Origin of the sequence: Streptococcus oralis subsp. tigurinus (genome assembly GCF_002093545.1) — a bacterium.
Classification (GTDB): domain Bacteria; phylum Bacillota; class Bacilli; order Lactobacillales; family Streptococcaceae; genus Streptococcus; species Streptococcus oralis_C.
Genome location: NZ_LNVF01000002.1, coordinates 168,563 through 184,087 on the forward strand (window position 1 = coordinate 168,563; position 15,525 = coordinate 184,087).

General features: G+C 41.9%; 24 protein-coding genes. All 24 read left to right on the top strand.

From position 1 onward, the window contains the following. Positions 1-97 precede the first annotated feature (97 nt). The 24 genes from cls (at position 98) to rpsH (ending at position 15,288) form a co-directional block, all read left to right on the top strand. The gene (gene cls / locus ATE34_RS04795) at positions 98-1,630 is read left to right on the top strand and encodes a cardiolipin synthase (protein ID WP_061598883.1); all 1,533 of its coding nucleotides are present in this window, start codon (positions 98-100) and stop codon (positions 1,628-1,630) included. 73 nt (positions 1,631-1,703) lie between these two features. Further along, positions 1,704-1,847, top strand: a complete 144-nt coding sequence (locus tag ATE34_RS11065; RefSeq protein WP_009729685.1) for a hypothetical protein — start codon at positions 1,704-1,706, stop codon at positions 1,845-1,847. 35 nt (positions 1,848-1,882) lie between these two features. Further along, positions 1,883-3,400, top strand: coding sequence for a hypothetical protein (locus tag ATE34_RS04800; RefSeq protein WP_061598881.1), 1,518 nt, complete (start codon positions 1,883-1,885; stop codon positions 3,398-3,400). Between the two features lie 128 nt (positions 3,401-3,528). Further along, entirely contained in the window at positions 3,529-5,736 is a 2,208-nt protein-coding gene (nrdD, locus tag ATE34_RS04805) for an anaerobic ribonucleoside-triphosphate reductase (protein WP_061598988.1), read from the top strand. Between the two features lie 11 nt (positions 5,737-5,747). After that, on the top strand, positions 5,748-5,894 hold the full coding sequence (locus tag ATE34_RS04810; protein ID WP_061598879.1) for a hypothetical protein: 147 nt from the start codon (positions 5,748-5,750) through the stop codon (positions 5,892-5,894). A 38-nt stretch (positions 5,895-5,932) separates the two neighbouring features. Next, positions 5,933-6,433: a GNAT family N-acetyltransferase gene (locus ATE34_RS04815; protein ID WP_061598877.1), complete on the top strand. Its 501-nt coding sequence runs from the start codon at positions 5,933-5,935 to the stop codon at positions 6,431-6,433. Positions 6,434-6,437: 4 nt separating this feature from the next. After that, entirely contained in the window at positions 6,438-7,034 is a 597-nt protein-coding gene (gene nrdG / locus ATE34_RS04820; protein WP_000220159.1) for an anaerobic ribonucleoside-triphosphate reductase activating protein, read from the top strand. After that, positions 7,031-7,657 carry a uridine kinase family protein gene (locus tag ATE34_RS04825; protein WP_061598875.1) on the top strand — a complete coding sequence of 209 codons (627 nt, stop codon included), beginning with the start codon at positions 7,031-7,033 and terminating at the stop codon, positions 7,655-7,657. Before nrdG ends, ATE34_RS04825 begins: the two co-directional genes overlap by 4 nt. A 265-nt stretch (positions 7,658-7,922) precedes the next feature. Then, positions 7,923-8,231 (top strand): 30S ribosomal protein S10, encoded by a 309-nt coding sequence (rpsJ, locus tag ATE34_RS04830; protein WP_001284513.1) that lies wholly within the window; start codon positions 7,923-7,925, stop codon positions 8,229-8,231. A gap of 82 nt (positions 8,232-8,313) precedes the next feature. Then, positions 8,314-8,940: a 50S ribosomal protein L3 gene (gene rplC, locus ATE34_RS04835; protein ID WP_000160197.1), complete on the top strand. Its 627-nt coding sequence runs from the start codon at positions 8,314-8,316 to the stop codon at positions 8,938-8,940. A 24-nt stretch (positions 8,941-8,964) separates the two neighbouring features. After that, complete coding sequence (gene rplD / locus ATE34_RS04840) at positions 8,965-9,588, top strand: 50S ribosomal protein L4 (protein ID WP_000024550.1); 624 nt, start codon at positions 8,965-8,967, stop codon at positions 9,586-9,588. Beyond that, positions 9,588-9,884: a 50S ribosomal protein L23 gene (locus tag ATE34_RS04845; protein ID WP_001055347.1), complete on the top strand. Its 297-nt coding sequence runs from the start codon at positions 9,588-9,590 to the stop codon at positions 9,882-9,884. The genes rplD and ATE34_RS04845 overlap by 1 nt, the downstream gene beginning before the upstream one ends. Positions 9,885-9,901: 17 nt before the next feature. Continuing rightward, positions 9,902-10,735, top strand: coding sequence for a 50S ribosomal protein L2 (rplB, locus tag ATE34_RS04850; RefSeq protein WP_061598873.1), 834 nt, complete (start codon positions 9,902-9,904; stop codon positions 10,733-10,735). 102 nt (positions 10,736-10,837) lie between these two features. Next, positions 10,838-11,119: a 30S ribosomal protein S19 gene (gene rpsS / locus ATE34_RS04855; RefSeq protein WP_000533766.1), complete on the top strand. Its 282-nt coding sequence runs from the start codon at positions 10,838-10,840 to the stop codon at positions 11,117-11,119. Positions 11,120-11,130: 11 nt separating this feature from the next. Beyond that, positions 11,131-11,475: a 50S ribosomal protein L22 gene (rplV, locus tag ATE34_RS04860; protein WP_000818137.1), complete on the top strand. Its 345-nt coding sequence runs from the start codon at positions 11,131-11,133 to the stop codon at positions 11,473-11,475. A 12-nt stretch (positions 11,476-11,487) separates the two neighbouring features. After that, complete coding sequence (gene rpsC / locus ATE34_RS04865; RefSeq protein ID WP_000529936.1) at positions 11,488-12,141, top strand: 30S ribosomal protein S3; 654 nt, start codon at positions 11,488-11,490, stop codon at positions 12,139-12,141. Positions 12,142-12,144: 3 nt separating this feature from the next. Then, entirely contained in the window at positions 12,145-12,558 is a 414-nt protein-coding gene (rplP, locus tag ATE34_RS04870) for a 50S ribosomal protein L16 (protein ID WP_000960947.1), read from the top strand. 9 nt (positions 12,559-12,567) lie between these two features. Beyond that, positions 12,568-12,774 carry a 50S ribosomal protein L29 gene (gene rpmC, locus ATE34_RS04875; RefSeq protein WP_049522447.1) on the top strand — a complete coding sequence of 69 codons (207 nt, stop codon included), beginning with the start codon at positions 12,568-12,570 and terminating at the stop codon, positions 12,772-12,774. A 24-nt stretch (positions 12,775-12,798) separates the two neighbouring features. Continuing rightward, positions 12,799-13,059 (top strand): 30S ribosomal protein S17, encoded by a 261-nt coding sequence (rpsQ, locus tag ATE34_RS04880; RefSeq protein ID WP_000440801.1) that lies wholly within the window; start codon positions 12,799-12,801, stop codon positions 13,057-13,059. A gap of 25 nt (positions 13,060-13,084) precedes the next feature. Continuing rightward, positions 13,085-13,453: a 50S ribosomal protein L14 gene (gene rplN, locus ATE34_RS04885; protein ID WP_000616547.1), complete on the top strand. Its 369-nt coding sequence runs from the start codon at positions 13,085-13,087 to the stop codon at positions 13,451-13,453. A gap of 77 nt (positions 13,454-13,530) precedes the next feature. Beyond that, complete coding sequence (rplX, locus tag ATE34_RS04890) at positions 13,531-13,836, top strand: 50S ribosomal protein L24 (protein WP_084911212.1); 306 nt, start codon at positions 13,531-13,533, stop codon at positions 13,834-13,836. Positions 13,837-13,859: 23 nt separating this feature from the next. Next, complete coding sequence (rplE, locus tag ATE34_RS04895; protein ID WP_000013542.1) at positions 13,860-14,402, top strand: 50S ribosomal protein L5; 543 nt, start codon at positions 13,860-13,862, stop codon at positions 14,400-14,402. Between the two features lie 17 nt (positions 14,403-14,419). Beyond that, the gene (locus tag ATE34_RS04900) at positions 14,420-14,605 is read left to right on the top strand and encodes a type Z 30S ribosomal protein S14 (protein WP_001085697.1); all 186 of its coding nucleotides are present in this window, start codon (positions 14,420-14,422) and stop codon (positions 14,603-14,605) included. Positions 14,606-14,889: 284 nt separating this feature from the next. Then, positions 14,890-15,288, top strand: a complete 399-nt coding sequence (rpsH, locus tag ATE34_RS04905; protein WP_000245504.1) for a 30S ribosomal protein S8 — start codon at positions 14,890-14,892, stop codon at positions 15,286-15,288. The last annotated feature ends 237 nt before the right edge of the window (positions 15,289-15,525 follow it).

Below are 15,525 nucleotides of genomic sequence, written 5' to 3' on the forward strand. Positions count from 1 at the left end.
AGTAAAAGGTTGCTATCTACCCCTGAACTGAGGTATACTAGTAGAAAGATTAGTTTATCAAGCGACGAGGGAGAATGTTAGAAAAGGAAGGGGATGTATGACAGCTAGAAAAATGCAGCTACTCATGTCTAAGTATGGTTTTAGTATTACCATCATGTTGGCAGAGTTGTTTATCGTCTTTGGTTTATTTCTCTATCTAGGGCAGATGGCTCCGATTCTCTGGATTATCCTTGTCATTTTAGTAAGCTTAGCGACCATTGTATCGATTGTTAATCGATCTATGAATCCTGAGAGTAAGGTAACATGGTTGTTAGTAGCCTTTGTGCCAGTGTTTGGACCCTTACTCTATATCATGTTTGGAGAGCGCCGTTTATCTAAAAAAGAATTGAAGCAGCTAAAGCAGCTCCAATCAATGGTTTACCGAGAGGACAATAGCAGAGCTCTCCGTTTGGAGTTAAAAGAACAAGACAAGTCGGCTTACGGGGTTATCAAATCTCTCCTCAGTATGGACACGAATGCAGATGTCTATAATCGAACGGATACCCATTTTTTCCCTTCAGGGGAAAGCATGTGGCGTCAGATGCTAGAGGATCTCAAAAAAGCGGAGAAATTTATCTTTCTTGAATACTATATCATCGAAGAAGGCTTGATGTGGAATAGCATTTTAGAGATTTTGGAAGAAAAGGCTGCTCAAGGAGTAGAAGTTAAGCTTCTTTATGACGATATTGGATGCATGGCAACCTTACCTGGGGATTATACCATCCAGCTTCGTAGCCGAGGGATTGAAGCCCATAAATTTAACAAGGTGATTCCACGCTTGACCGTTGCCTATAACAACCGTGACCACCGTAAAATCATGATTATCGATGGGCAGATTGCGTATACAGGTGGTGCCAATCTAGCAGATGAGTATATCAACCATATCGAACGCTTTGGTTACTGGAAGGATAGCGGTATTCGCCTAGATGGATCGGCAGTTAAGGCTTTTACTAGACTCTTTTTATCAACTTGGTATATTAACCGTGGAGAAATTAGTGACTTTGACCAATACCATCTCGAAAATCAACCCAAAGATGGGATGGGGCTTTGTATCCCTTACAGTAGCGGTCCCAAACCCATCTACCGAGCCCAGGTTGGAAAAACGGTCTATCAAAACCTTATCAATCAAGCTACAGACTACGTCTACATCACGACTCCCTATCTGATTGCTGACTACGATCTAACTGAAAGTATTAAAAATGCAGCATTGAGAGGGGTAGATGTGCGAATTGTGACGCCGTGTATCCCAGATAAAAAGGTTATTCAGTTAGTTACTCGAGGAGCCTACCCAGACTTGCTATCTGCGGGGGTTCGTATTTATGAGTATAGCCCGGGATTCCTTCATAGCAAGCAAATGCTTGTTGATGGAGAGGCGGCTACTGTGGGAACCATCAATTTTGACTATCGGAGTTTGCTTCATCACTATGAAAATGCCGTCTTGCTTTATAGAACGCAGTCCATCATCGATATTGAAAGGGACTTTGAAGAGATTTTTAAAGTTTCTCAAGAAATTTATCCCCACACCATCAAAACAAGCTGGTATCAAAGCCTGATCAAGGAAATTGTCCAGTTGTTTGCACCTATGCTCTAACTATCCATCAAGATCTAGCCCAAGGCTGGATCTTTTTTGTCTTCTTACGAATAGATAGGTAAAGGAGAAAAACATGCTTAATCTAGAAGATGACGATTTTATTAGAGAGTATAGAGACAGTCGATTCCACCGTTTTCGTGAAATCGAACGCTTTGCGATATTGGATAAGAAATTCAGCAAATATCAATCCCAAGCTGACATTCCTGTAAGATTTTGATATACTAAAACAGATAAACTTAGAGGAGAAATTGAATGAATGTATATGGGAAAATAGATGAGAAACAAGAAGAATCTCATTACCAAGACTGGTCTGTTCCAGAAAAGCGAGAAGGAGCTCCGATCCCCTTTTTTAGTATCTTGCTTTGGAGTTTAGTGGCTACAGCTATTTCTGTGGTTATCCCCCTTATTTTTGGTTTAGTGAGTCCGCGACAAACTCAGGATCTTTATACCGGTTGGGCTTTGCATCAAAATGGTCAAATGTATACAGATTATTTTGGGACGGAGGGATTGCTCTATTACCTGCTTGCCTATCTTTCACAAGGCAGTATTCTGATTGCTTTGGTTGAGTGGTTGGCCTTGTTTGGAGCAGGCGTTTTTCTTTTTAAATCTGCGGATAGTCTTACAGACCGTGTAGAAGAAGCCAAGCAGCTTGTGTTTGTGTTTAATTTGTTGTTAGCAGGTCTCGCTTTTGGTGGTGGCTATGCTCTCTTGCTAGCCTTGCCTTTCCTATTTTATTCACTTAGCATTGTTACGAACTACCTAGCTTATCCAAACGGTGACAAAGGATTTTTACGTGTTGGTATGAGCCTTGCTCTCGCTTTCTTCCTTGCGCCAATCCCAACAGCCTTATTTGCAGCTACACTAGCCTTGGGAATTATCGGCTTTAACTTAGGCAAAGGTCACTTTGTTCATGGTTTATATCAATTTTTTGCGTCAGCCTTAGGGTTCTCACTCTTATTCTATCCTTTGGGCTACTATACAGTATTAACAGGTAGTTTTGGGGATGCCATTAGCCAGACCTTGTATCCGGTAAATACTCTTAGCCTCTTTTCAAATGCGCATTTGCTTGAAAATGCAGCCTTCTACGGCTTACTTGCTATTGGGCTAGGTTCCCTTAGTTTGCTCTTTTCTGGTTTGTTCCAGTCAAAATCAGCTAAGCAATATTCCCTATCGATTGCTGCTAGTTTGGGCTTATTGCTTTCTTTGGGGCTCTTGATTTTTTCCAAAGAACCCATCAACGGTACTCATCTTGTGGTACTAATTCCTTTCTTGGTCTTGCTCCTTCTGACAGGAATCAAGGAAGATGTTTCGGATGGAGGCAGTCGTCGTAGAAGAAGACGTGAGAAACAAACTTCTTTCCTTAAAGGAAATTTCTATCTACCACTGATTGCCCTTGCCTATCTTATTGTTCTTCCTATCGTGAGTCGCTACCTTTCGCATCCAGCGACTTATCAGGAGAGAGAACGTCTTGCTAGCATGGTAAAACAGCAAACGAGTTCTGAGGATCGTGTCTATGCTTGGGATGATCGTCCTGATTTCTACCGTGCAAGTGAACGCTTGGCGCCGACTTCTCTATCAACTCCAACACTCTATACTGCAAGCGACGAAAATAAAACCAAACTGATGAATGATCTGAAAGAGAATCAACCGAAGATGATTGTGGTCAATCAAAAAGTTGCCTTGTGGTCAGATGTAGAGAGCTGGCTCAGTGAAAACTATGAGCTTGTTCAGACAGATACTAGCGAGTTTAAGCTTTATAAATTCAAATAACAAAAATCAATATCTTGTGGAATTTTAAAAATTTTAGGATTTTTAACACAAGATATTGATTTTTATTTTTAGAGTGGTATAATACTGAATATAAACTATTTAACAATATTTTAGAAAAGAGCATGGATATGATTGTATTAGAAGAAAAGCTTGCAACCGTTCCCACCTTGTTCGTTGAAAAACGAGATGGTAGACGTGTAGTATTTGATGTAGACAAGATTGACAAGGCTCTCCACAAGGCGGCGGAAAAGGTTATGGACGTTACGCCTCTAGTAGAAAAACGCCTAAATGGTCTAGTTGAAAGAATCGTGACGGAAATTCACAGTCGTTTCCCTAAAGGTGTGAAGATTTATGAGATTCAGAATATCGTAGAACATGAACTTCTTGAAGCCAAAGAATATGCCTTGGCTGAAGAGTATATCACTTATCGGACACAGAGGGATTTTGAGCGCTCAAAAGCGACAGATATCAACTTTAGCATTCATAAACTTCTCAATAAAGATCAAGCGGTTGTCAATGAAAATGCCAATAAAGACAGCGATGTCTTTAATACTCAACGTGATTTGACAGCAGGGATTGTGGGGAAATCAATCGGATTGCAAATGCTTCCTAAGCACGTAGCCAATGCTCACCAAAAAGGGGATATACACTATCATGACTTGGACTACAGCCCCTACACTCCTATGACCAACTGCTGTTTGATTGATTTTAAAGGGATGTTGGAAAATGGTTTTAAAATTGGGAATGCAGAGGTAGAGAGTCCCAAGTCTATCCAGACTGCGACAGCTCAGATTTCTCAGATTATCGCCAACGTTGCTTCTAGCCAGTACGGGGGCTGTTCAGCTGACCGTATTGATGAAGTCTTGGCGCCTTATGCAGAGAAGAATTACCAAAAGCACCTCAAGGATGCGAAAGAATGGGTCTTGCCTGAAAAACGGGATGATTATGCTTGGAAGAAAACCCAAAAAGACATCTATGATGCCATGCAATCTCTTGAGTATGAAATCAACACCCTCTTCACTTCAAATGGACAAACACCTTTTACTTCACTAGGTTTTGGTCTAGGAACTAGTCGTTTTGAACGGGAAATTCAAAAAGCTATCTTGACCATTCGTATCAAGGGGCTTGGCTCAGAACACCGCACAGCCATCTTCCCTAAACTCATCTTTACGCTTAAAAGAGGCCTTAACTTGGAAGAAGGGACTCCAAACTATGACATCAAACAGTTGGCCCTCGAGTGTGCAACCAAACGGATGTACCCGGATGTCTTATCCTATGATAAGATTATCGAGTTGACTGGTTCTTTCAAGGTACCTATGGGATGCCGTTCTTTCCTTCAAGGATGGAAGGATGAGAATGGCGTAGAAGTCAATTCTGGTCGGATGAATCTAGGTGTTGTGACGGTCAACCTTCCTCGCATTGCCCTTGAGTCTGAGGGCGACATGAATAAGTTCTGGGAAATCTTCAACGAGCGGATGAACATCGCAGAAGATGCTCTAGTTTACCGTGTTGAACGGACCAAGGAAGCAACACCAGCAAACGCCCCTATTCTCTATCAGTACGGGGCCTTCGGACGCCGTCTTGGAAAAGACGAGAGCGTTGATCAGCTCTTTAAGAATCGTCGTGCGACAGTTTCATTGGGCTACATCGGTTTGTACGAAGTGGCTACAGTCTTCTTTGGAAATAGCTGGGAACACAATCCAGAAGCCAAGGAATTCACACTGGATATCATTCGCGATATGAAACGTCGGGTGGAAGAGTGGTCTGACCAATATGGCTACCATTTCTCTATCTACTCGACACCGTCTGAAAGTCTAACAGATCGCTTCTGTCGCTTGGATACAGAAAAGTTCGGTTCTATTCCTGATATTACAGACAAGGAATACTACACCAACTCGTTCCACTATGATGTGCGTAAAAATCCAACGCCGTTTGAAAAATTGGACTTTGAGAAGGCTTATCCAGAAGCAGGTGCAACAGGTGGTTTCATCCACTACTGTGAGTATCCAGTTCTCCAACAAAATCCTAAAGCCTTGGAAGCTGTCTGGGACTACGCCTATGATCGTGTAGGGTATCTAGGGACCAATACTCCGATTGATCATTGTTATAAGTGTGACTTTGAAGGGGATTTTGAACCGACAGAGAGGGGCTTTACTTGTCCAAACTGTGGGAATAGCGACCCTAAAACAGTAGATGTAGTCAAACGAACTTGTGGCTATCTAGGTAACCCTCAGGCTCGTCCGATGGTCAATGGGCGCCATAAGGAAATCGCTGCGCGTGTGAAACATATGAATGGTTCAACCATTAAGACACCTGGACATAAAGTAACAAACTAGAAAGAGACGGAATGGGGAAATACCAATTGGATGATAAGGGACGCGCTCAAGTGACCCGTTATCACGAGAAACACTCTAAAGGTGGAACAGGTAAAAAAGAACGCTTGCTTAACCTTAGAGAACAGTTTTTAAACAAGAACAAGAAAAAAGAAAAGTGAGAGTCCGCTCTCGCTTTTCTCTTAGGTGGGAGGTAAGGATGGAACTACGTAGACCGATATTGGCAGATAAAGAAACAGTTTTAGAGATGATGGCAGAGTTTGAACAGACTCAATCAGCCCACGATGGTGGGTTTTGGAACGCCAACAATTTTGTTTATGAAGAGTGGCTAGAAGATAATCTTCAAGCGGAAGCGGGACTCAATATTCCTGAAAACTGGGTTCCTGCTATCCAGCTGGTTAGTTTTGACGTAGCAAGCCAGGCTCTTGGCTTTCTCAACCTTCGTCTCCGATTAAATGACTACTTACTAGAAAATGGGGGCCATATTGGCTACTCCATTCGTCCATCTGAAAGAGGCAAAGGTTATGCCAAAGAATCCCTCAGACAAGGCCTGCAAGTTGCCAAGGAAAAGAACATCAAAAAAGCGCTTGTGACCTGTAGTGTGGAAAACCCAGCTAGTAGGGCGGTGATTGTGGCAAATGGTGGGGTGTTTGAAGATGTTCGCAATGGCGTAGAACGTTACTGGATAGATTTGGAGTAAAAGGATGACATGGAATACACCAAAACCGGGTGAATGGAAAAGTGAGGAACTTAGTAAAGGGCGGATCATTGATTATAAGGCCTTTAACTTTGTCGATGGAGAAGGTGTGCGCAACTCTCTCTATGTATCAGGCTGTATGTTTCACTGCGAGGGGTGCTATAATGTTGCGACTTGGTCTTTCAACGCAGGCATTCCCTATACAGCAGAATTAGAAGAACAGATTATGGAAGATCTTGCCCAACCTTATGTTCAAGGCTTGACCTTGCTAGGAGGAGAGCCCTTTCTTAATACGGGCATTCTCTTACCACTCGTTAAACGCATTCGAAAGGAATTGCCAGACAAAGACATCTGGTCCTGGACGGGCTACACGTGGGAAGAAATGATGCTGGAAACTCCAGATAAACTGGAACTCTTGTCGCTGATTGACATCCTTGTCGATGGACGGTATGATAAAAGCAAGCGCAATCTCATGCTCCAGTTTCGAGGTTCCTCTAATCAACGGATTATCGATGTGCAAAAATCTCTCAAAAGTGGGCAAGTAGTGATTTGGGATAAGCTCAATGACGGAAAAGAAAGCTATGAACAGGTGAAAAGAGAGTGAACAAAAGAGAGTTAATAGACAGCCTGGTTTCAGAGATAGAGTCAGAGAAAGTCAAAACACTGGGGATTTATGGTCACGGGGCATCAGGTAAGTCTACCTTTGCTCAAGAATTGTTTCAAGTCCTAGATTCTACTACAGTAAATTTACTAGAAACAGATCCCTATATCACCTCAGAACGTCACCTGGTAGTGCCAAAGAAAGCGCCAGATCAAAAGGTGACAGCTTGTCTCCCAGTGGTGCATGAACTGGCAAGTTTACAGAGAGATATTCTCGCTTTGCAGGCAGGTATGGATGTCTTAACAATCGATGAACCGTGGAAGGCTAGTGAAATCTTATCTGGAGCAAAACCAATTCTGATTGTTGAAGGGATGTCTGTGGGCTTTCTACCCAAGGAACTCTTTGACAAAACCATCTGCTTCTACGCGGACGAAGAAACAGAATTAAAAAGGCGTCTAGCTCGAGATACGATGATGAGAAATCGAGATGCTTCCTTTGTGTTAGCTAGCCATCAGATGAGACGGGAGCAGTATCTGCGTTACTATAGAGAAACCGAGTCTAAAGCAGATATCTTAGTGGATCAATCGCAAGACAAATTCAAAGTCAAAATGACTCGTACTATATAGAAGAAAAGATTGGTTTTAATAGTCGTAAATTAGTAATTGTATGAAGATGAAATAGGAAAACAGTTTCATCCCAAAAAAACGAAAAAAAGCTCACAAATCCCTTGCAATCGCAGGGGCTTTGTGTTATTCTATTATGGTGCTGTAAAATACAGCCTTAGCTTTGATGCAAGAGGTTGCGACACGCTCGGTTGCATTGCCACGCAACGCGCGTCGGTTTTCTTGTGGAGCTAGCCTATTATCTTAAATAGACGAAAAGGAGAAAAAGATGGCAAACAAAAAAATCCGTATCCGTTTAAAAGCTTACGAACACCGTACGCTTGACACAGCGGCTGCTAAAATCGTAGAATCAGCTACTCGTACAGGTGCACAAGTTGCGGGTCCAATCCCACTTCCGACTGAACGTAGCCTCTACACAATCATTCGTGCGACTCACAAATACAAAGACTCTCGCGAACAATTTGAAATGCGTACACACAAACGTTTGATCGATATCGTTAACCCAACTCAAAAAACAGTTGATGCGTTGATGAAATTGGATCTTCCAAGTGGTGTAAACGTAGAAATCAAACTTTAATTTAAAGCTTGATACCTTGAGCATGAAAAACGCTCGTTAAAAACTTTTTGAATAAAAAATATAGAAAAGGAACTATTTTCTCATGACAAAAGGAATCTTAGGGAAAAAAGTGGGAATGACTCAAATCTTCACTGAAGCTGGCGAATTGATCCCTGTAACAGTTATTGAAGCAACTCCAAACGTTGTTCTTCAAGTTAAAACTGTAGAAACAGACGGATACAACGCTATCCAAGTTGGTTTCGATGACAAACGCGAAGTATTGAGCAACAAACCTGCTAAAGGACATGTAGCGAAAGCTAACACGGCTCCTAAGCGCTTCATTCGTGAATTCAAAAACGTTGAAGGCTTGGAAGTTGGTGCTGAAATCACAGTTGAAACATTCGCAGCTGGAGACGTTGTTGACGTAACTGGTACTTCTAAAGGTAAAGGTTTCCAAGGTGTTATCAAACGCCACGGACAATCACGTGGACCAATGGCTCACGGTTCTCGTTACCACCGTCGTCCAGGTTCTATGGGACCTGTTGCACCTAACCGCGTATTTAAAGGTAAAAACCTTGCAGGACGTATGGGTGGCGACCGTGTAACAATTCAAAACCTTGAAGTTGTACAAGTTGTTCCAGAAAAGAACGTTATCCTTATCAAAGGTAACGTACCAGGTGCTAAGAAATCTCTTATCACTATCAAGTCAGCAGTTAAAGCTGGTAAATAATAAGGAAAGGGGAATACAGTCAAAATGGCAAATGTAACATTATTCGACCAAACTGGTAAACAAGCTGGCGAAGTTGTTCTTAACGATGCAATCTTTGGTATTGAACCAAACCAATCTGTTGTGTTTGATGTGATCATCAGCCAACGTGCTAGCCTTCGTCAAGGAACTCACGCAGTTAAAAATCGCTCAGCTGTTTCAGGTGGCGGACGCAAACCATGGCGTCAAAAAGGAACTGGACGTGCTCGTCAAGGTTCTATCCGCTCTCCACAATGGCGTGGTGGTGGAACTGTCTTCGGACCAACTCCACGTAGCTATGCGTACAAACTTCCTCAAAAAGTTCGTCGCCTTGCGCTTAAATCTGTTTACTCAGAAAAAGTTGCTGAAAACAAATTTGTAGCCGTTGATTCTCTTGAATTTACAGCTCCAAAAACTGCTGAATTTGCAAAAGTTCTTGCAGCTTTGAGCATCGATTCTAAAGTCCTTGTTATTCTTGAAGAAGGAAACGAATTCGCAGCTCTTTCAGCTCGTAACCTTCCAAACGTGAAAGTTGCGACTGCTACAACTGCAAGTGTTCTTGACATCGCAAATAGTGACAAACTTCTTGTTACTCAAGCAGCTATCTCTAAAATCGAGGAGGTTCTTGCATAATGAATTTGTATGATGTTATCAAAAAACCTGTTATCACTGAAAGCTCAATGGCTCAACTTGAAGCAGGAAAGTATGTATTTGAAGTTGACACTCGTGCGCACAAACTTTTGATTAAGCAAGCTGTTGAAGCTGCTTTTGAAGGTGTTAAGGTTGCAAATGTCAACACAATCAACGTAAAACCTAAAGCTAAACGTGTTGGACGTTACACTGGTTTTACTAACAAAACTAAAAAAGCTATCATCACACTTACAGCTGATTCAAAAGCAATCGAGTTGTTTGCTGCTGAAGCTGAATAATCTAAGGAGGAAATATCGTGGGAATTCGTGTTTATAAACCAACAACAAACGGTCGCCGTAATATGACTTCTTTGGATTTCGCTGAAATCACAACAAGCGCTCCTGAAAAATCGTTGCTTGTTGCTTTGAAGAACAAGGCTGGTCGTAACAACAACGGTCGTATCACTGTTCGTCACCAAGGTGGTGGGCACAAACGTTTCTACCGTTTGGTTGACTTCAAACGTAGCAAAGACAACGTTGAAGCAGTTGTTAAAACTATCGAGTACGATCCAAACCGTTCTGCAAACATCGCTCTTGTACACTACACAGACGGTGTGAAAGCATATATCATCGCTCCAAAAGGTCTTGAAGTTGGTCAACGTATCGTTTCAGGTCCAGAAGCAGATATCAAAGTCGGAAACGCTCTTCCGCTTGCTAACATCCCAGTTGGTACTTTGATCCACAACATCGAGTTGAAACCAGGTCGTGGTGGAGAATTGGTCCGTGCAGCTGGAGCTTCTGCTCAAGTATTGGGTCAAGAAGGTAAGTATGTTCTTGTTCGTCTTCAATCTGGCGAAGTTCGTATGATTCTTGGAACTTGTCGTGCAACAGTTGGTGTTGTCGGAAACGAACAACATGGACTTGTAAACCTTGGTAAAGCAGGACGTAGCCGTTGGAAAGGTATCCGCCCAACAGTTCGTGGTTCTGTAATGAACCCTAACGATCACCCACACGGTGGTGGTGAAGGTAAAGCACCAGTTGGTCGTAAAGCGCCATCTACTCCATGGGGCAAACCTGCTCTTGGTCTTAAAACTCGTAACAAGAAAGCGAAATCTGACAAACTTATCGTTCGTCGTCGCAACGAGAAATAATTTAAAACTAGTCGCATAAGCGCTAGATAATCCGCCAGCTCGGTAGCGCTCCATGTGAGCGCAAGCCGCTGTGGTACAACATTTAAAGGAGAAAACATAAAAATGGGACGCAGTCTTAAAAAAGGACCTTTCGTCGATGAGCATTTGATGAAAAAAGTTGAAGCTCAAGCTAACGACGAAAAGAAAAAAGTTATCAAAACTTGGTCACGTCGTTCAACGATCTTCCCAAGTTTCATTGGTTACACTATTGCAGTTTATGACGGACGTAAACACGTACCTGTTTACATCCAAGAAGACATGGTAGGTCACAAACTTGGTGAATTCGCACCGACTCGTACTTACAAAGGTCACGCTGCAGACGACAAGAAAACACGTAGAAAATAAGGAGAACATAAATGGCAGAAATTACTTCAGCTAAAGCAATGGCTCGTACAGTACGTGTTTCACCTCGTAAATCACGTCTTGTTCTTGACAATATTCGTGGTAAAAGCGTAGCCGACGCTATTGCAATCTTGACATTCACACCAAACAAAGCTGCTGAAATCATCTTGAAAGTTTTGAACTCAGCTGTAGCTAATGCTGAAAACAACTTTGGTTTGGACAAAGCTAACTTGGTAGTATCTGAAGCATTCGCAAACGAAGGACCAACTATGAAACGTTTTCGTCCACGTGCGAAAGGTTCAGCTTCACCAATCAACAAACGTACAGCTCACATCACTGTGGCTGTTGCAGAAAAATAAGGAGGTAACATCGTGGGTCAAAAAGTACATCCAATTGGTATGCGTGTCGGCATCATCCGTGATTGGGATGCCAAATGGTATGCTGAAAAAGAATACGCGGATTACCTTCATGAAGATCTTGCAATCCGTAAATTCGTTCAAAAAGAACTTGCTGACGCAGCAGTTTCAACAATCGAAATTGAGCGCGCAGTAAACAAAGTTAACGTTTCACTTCACACTGCTAAACCAGGTATGGTTATCGGTAAAGGTGGTGCTAACGTTGATGCACTCCGTGCAAAACTTAACAAATTGACTGGAAAACAAGTACACATCAACATCATCGAAATCAAACAACCTGATTTGGATGCTCACCTTGTAGGTGAAGGAATTGCTCGTCAATTGGAGCAACGTGTCGCTTTCCGTCGTGCACAAAAACAAGCAATCCAACGCGCAATGCGTGCTGGGGCTAAAGGAATCAAAACTCAAGTATCAGGTCGTTTGAACGGTGCAGATATTGCCCGTGCTGAAGGATACTCAGAAGGAACTGTTCCACTCCACACACTTCGTGCAGATATCGATTACGCTTGGGAAGAAGCAGATACTACATACGGTAAACTTGGTGTTAAAGTATGGATCTACCGTGGTGAAGTTCTTCCAGCTCGTAAAAACACTAAAGGAGGTAAATAACCAATGTTAGTACCTAAACGTGTTAAACACCGTCGTGAATTCCGTGGAAAAATGCGCGGTGAAGCAAAAGGTGGAAAAGAAGTAGCATTCGGTGAATACGGTCTTCAAGCTACAACTAGCCACTGGATTACTAACCGCCAAATCGAAGCTGCTCGTATCGCCATGACTCGTTATATGAAACGTGGTGGTAAAGTTTGGATTAAAATCTTCCCACACAAATCATACACTGCTAAAGCTATCGGTGTGCGTATGGGATCTGGTAAAGGGGCACCTGAAGGTTGGGTTGCACCAGTTAAACGCGGTAAAGTGATGTTCGAAATCGCTGGTGTATCTGAAGAGATTGCACGTGAAGCGCTTCGTCTTGCTAGCCACAAATTGCCAGTTAAAACTAAATTCGTAAAACGTGAAGCAGAATAAGGAGAAGGCATGAAACTTAATGAAGTAAAAGAATTTGTTAAAGAACTTCGTGGTCTTTCTCAAGAAGAACTCGCGAAGCGCGAAAACGAATTGAAAAAAGAATTGTTTGAACTTCGTTTCCAAGCTGCTACTGGTCAATTGGAACAAACAGCTCGCTTGAAAGAAGTTAAAAAACAAATCGCTCGTATCAAAACAGTTCAATCTGAAGTGAAATAATAGACTAGGGAAGGAGAAATTTCAATGGAACGCAATAATCGTAAAGTTCTTGTTGGACGTGTTGTATCTGACAAAATGGACAAGACAATCACAGTTGTAGTTGAAACAAAACGTAACCACCCAGTCTATGGTAAACGTATTAACTACTCTAAGAAATACAAAGCACATGATGAAAACAATGTTGCCAAAGAAGGCGATATCGTACGTATCATGGAAACTCGCCCGCTTTCAGCTACAAAACGTTTCCGTCTTGTAGAAGTTGTTGAAGAAGCGGTTATCATCTAATCAAGCCTGAAAGGAGAAAACTGAAATGATTCAAACAGAAACTCGTTTGAAAGTCGCAGACAACAGCGGTGCACGTGAAATCTTGACTATCAAAGTTCTTGGTGGTTCTAAACGTAAATTTGCGAACATCGGTGATGTCATTGTGGCATCTGTAAAACAAGCTACTCCTGGTGGTGCGGTTAAAAAAGGTGACGTTGTAAAAGCTGTTATCGTTCGTACTAAATCAGGTGCTCGTCGCGCTGATGGTTCATACATCAAGTTTGACGAAAATGCAGCTGTTATCATCCGTGATGACAAAACTCCTCGCGGAACACGTATCTTTGGCCCGGTTGCACGTGAATTACGTGAAGGTGGCTTCATGAAGATCGTGTCACTTGCTCCAGAAGTACTTTAATTTTTAGAAACAAACTAGTCCCCTAGCTTCAAGCTAGGGTGCCCTTGTGGGCGTAAGAAAAATCAAGGAGAAACCTAATGTTTGTAAAAAAAGGCGACAAAGTTCGCGTAATCGCTGGTAAAGATAAGGGAACAGAAGCTGTTGTCCTTACTGCCCTTCCAAAAGTAAACAAAGTTATCGTTGAAGGTGTTAACATCGTTAAGAAACACCAACGTCCAACTAACGAGCTTCCTCAAGGTGGTGTCATCGAGAAAGAAGCAGCTATCCACGTATCAAACGTTCAAGTATTGGACAAAAATGGTGTAGCTGGTCGTGTTGGTTACAAATTTGTAGACGGTAAAAAAGTTCGCTACAACAAAAAATCAGGCGAAGTGCTTGATTAATCACGAAGGAAAGGAGAAGTATAATGGCAAATCGTTTAAAAGAAAAATATCTTAATGAAGTAGTTCCTGCTTTGACAGAACAATTCAACTACTCATCAGTGATGGCTGTGCCTAAAGTAGATAAGATCGTTTTGAACATGGGTGTTGGTGAAGCTGTATCAAACGCTAAAAGCCTTGAAAAAGCTGCTGAAGAATTGGCACTTATCTCAGGTCAAAAACCACTTATCACTAAAGCTAAAAAATCAATCGCCGGCTTCCGTCTTCGTGAAGGTGTAGCGATCGGTGCAAAAGTTACCCTTCGTGGGGAACGTATGTACGAATTCTTGGATAAATTGGTTTCAGTTTCACTTCCACGTGTGCGTGACTTCCACGGTGTTCCAACAAAATCATTTGATGGACGCGGAAACTACACTCTTGGTGTGAAAGAACAATTGATCTTCCCAGAAATCAACTTTGATGACGTTGACAAAACTCGTGGTCTTGACATCGTTATCGTAACAACTGCTAACACTGACGAAGAGTCACGTGCATTGCTTACAGGCCTTGGAATGCCTTTTGCAAAATAATATAGGAGGTAAATCTAATGGCTAAAAAATCAATGATTGCTAAGAACAAACGTCCAGCGAAGTTCTCTACTCAAGCTTATACTCGTTGTGAAAAATGTGGTCGTCCACATTCAGTTTACCGCAAATTTAAACTTTGCCGTGTTTGCTTCCGTGAATTAGCTTACAAAGGACAAATTCCTGGTGTAACAAAAGCATCTTGGTAATTTAAGATATCAAGGGCGTCAAAACTCCAGGTGAAAATAGGAAACTTGACGAAGAAACTGAAGTTTCTAGGAAAGTTTATCTTTTTCACGCAGAGTTTAGCCCGGGTTCAGTTGGGCTTGCCAATTTGAACACGAGCTACAGCTTTGGCAAAAAAGACCAATTTGCTTTGGAGCATCGCTCCTGCATCAAATTGCCTATTTTTGCTCTTGCTGTTACGCTCTTTGTATCATGTGTTAACTAGCAAGTGCAACTTGCAAACTACTAGTAAGAGGAGAAAAACAAAATGGTTATGACTGACCCAATCGCAGACTTCCTAACTCGTATTCGTAACGCTAACCAAGCGAAACACGAAGTACTTGAAGTACCTGCATCAAATATCAAAAAAGGGATTGCTGAAATCCTTAAACGCGAAGGTTTTGTAAAAAACGTTGAAATCATCGAAGATGACAAACAAGGCATCATCCGTGTATTCCTTAAATATGGACCAAACGGTGAAAAAGTTATCACTAACTTGAAACGTGTTTCTAAACCAGGACTTCGTGTCTACAAAAAACGTGAAGATCTTCCAAAAGTACTTAACGGACTTGGAATTGCTATCCTTTCAACTTCTGAAGGTTTGCTTACTGATAAAGAAGCACGCCAAAAGAATGTTGGTGGGGAAGTTATCGCTTACGTTTGGTAATTGATGATGTGAGAGCGTTAAAAGAATGCTGTGGAAATAGAAAGTTTGTAGCAGGAGTGATGCTCTAAGACAAACTTATCTTTTTCACCAAATTCTTAGCTCGAACTCAAATCAGATACAAAGCTCGTAAAGAACAAAGCAAAATTAGGAAGTCGGAGAAGTTTGTTTACAAACAAGCCAACTTATTTATTTTGCACAGTTCTTAGAGCGAGTTCAATTTAGCTATTGAACTCAATG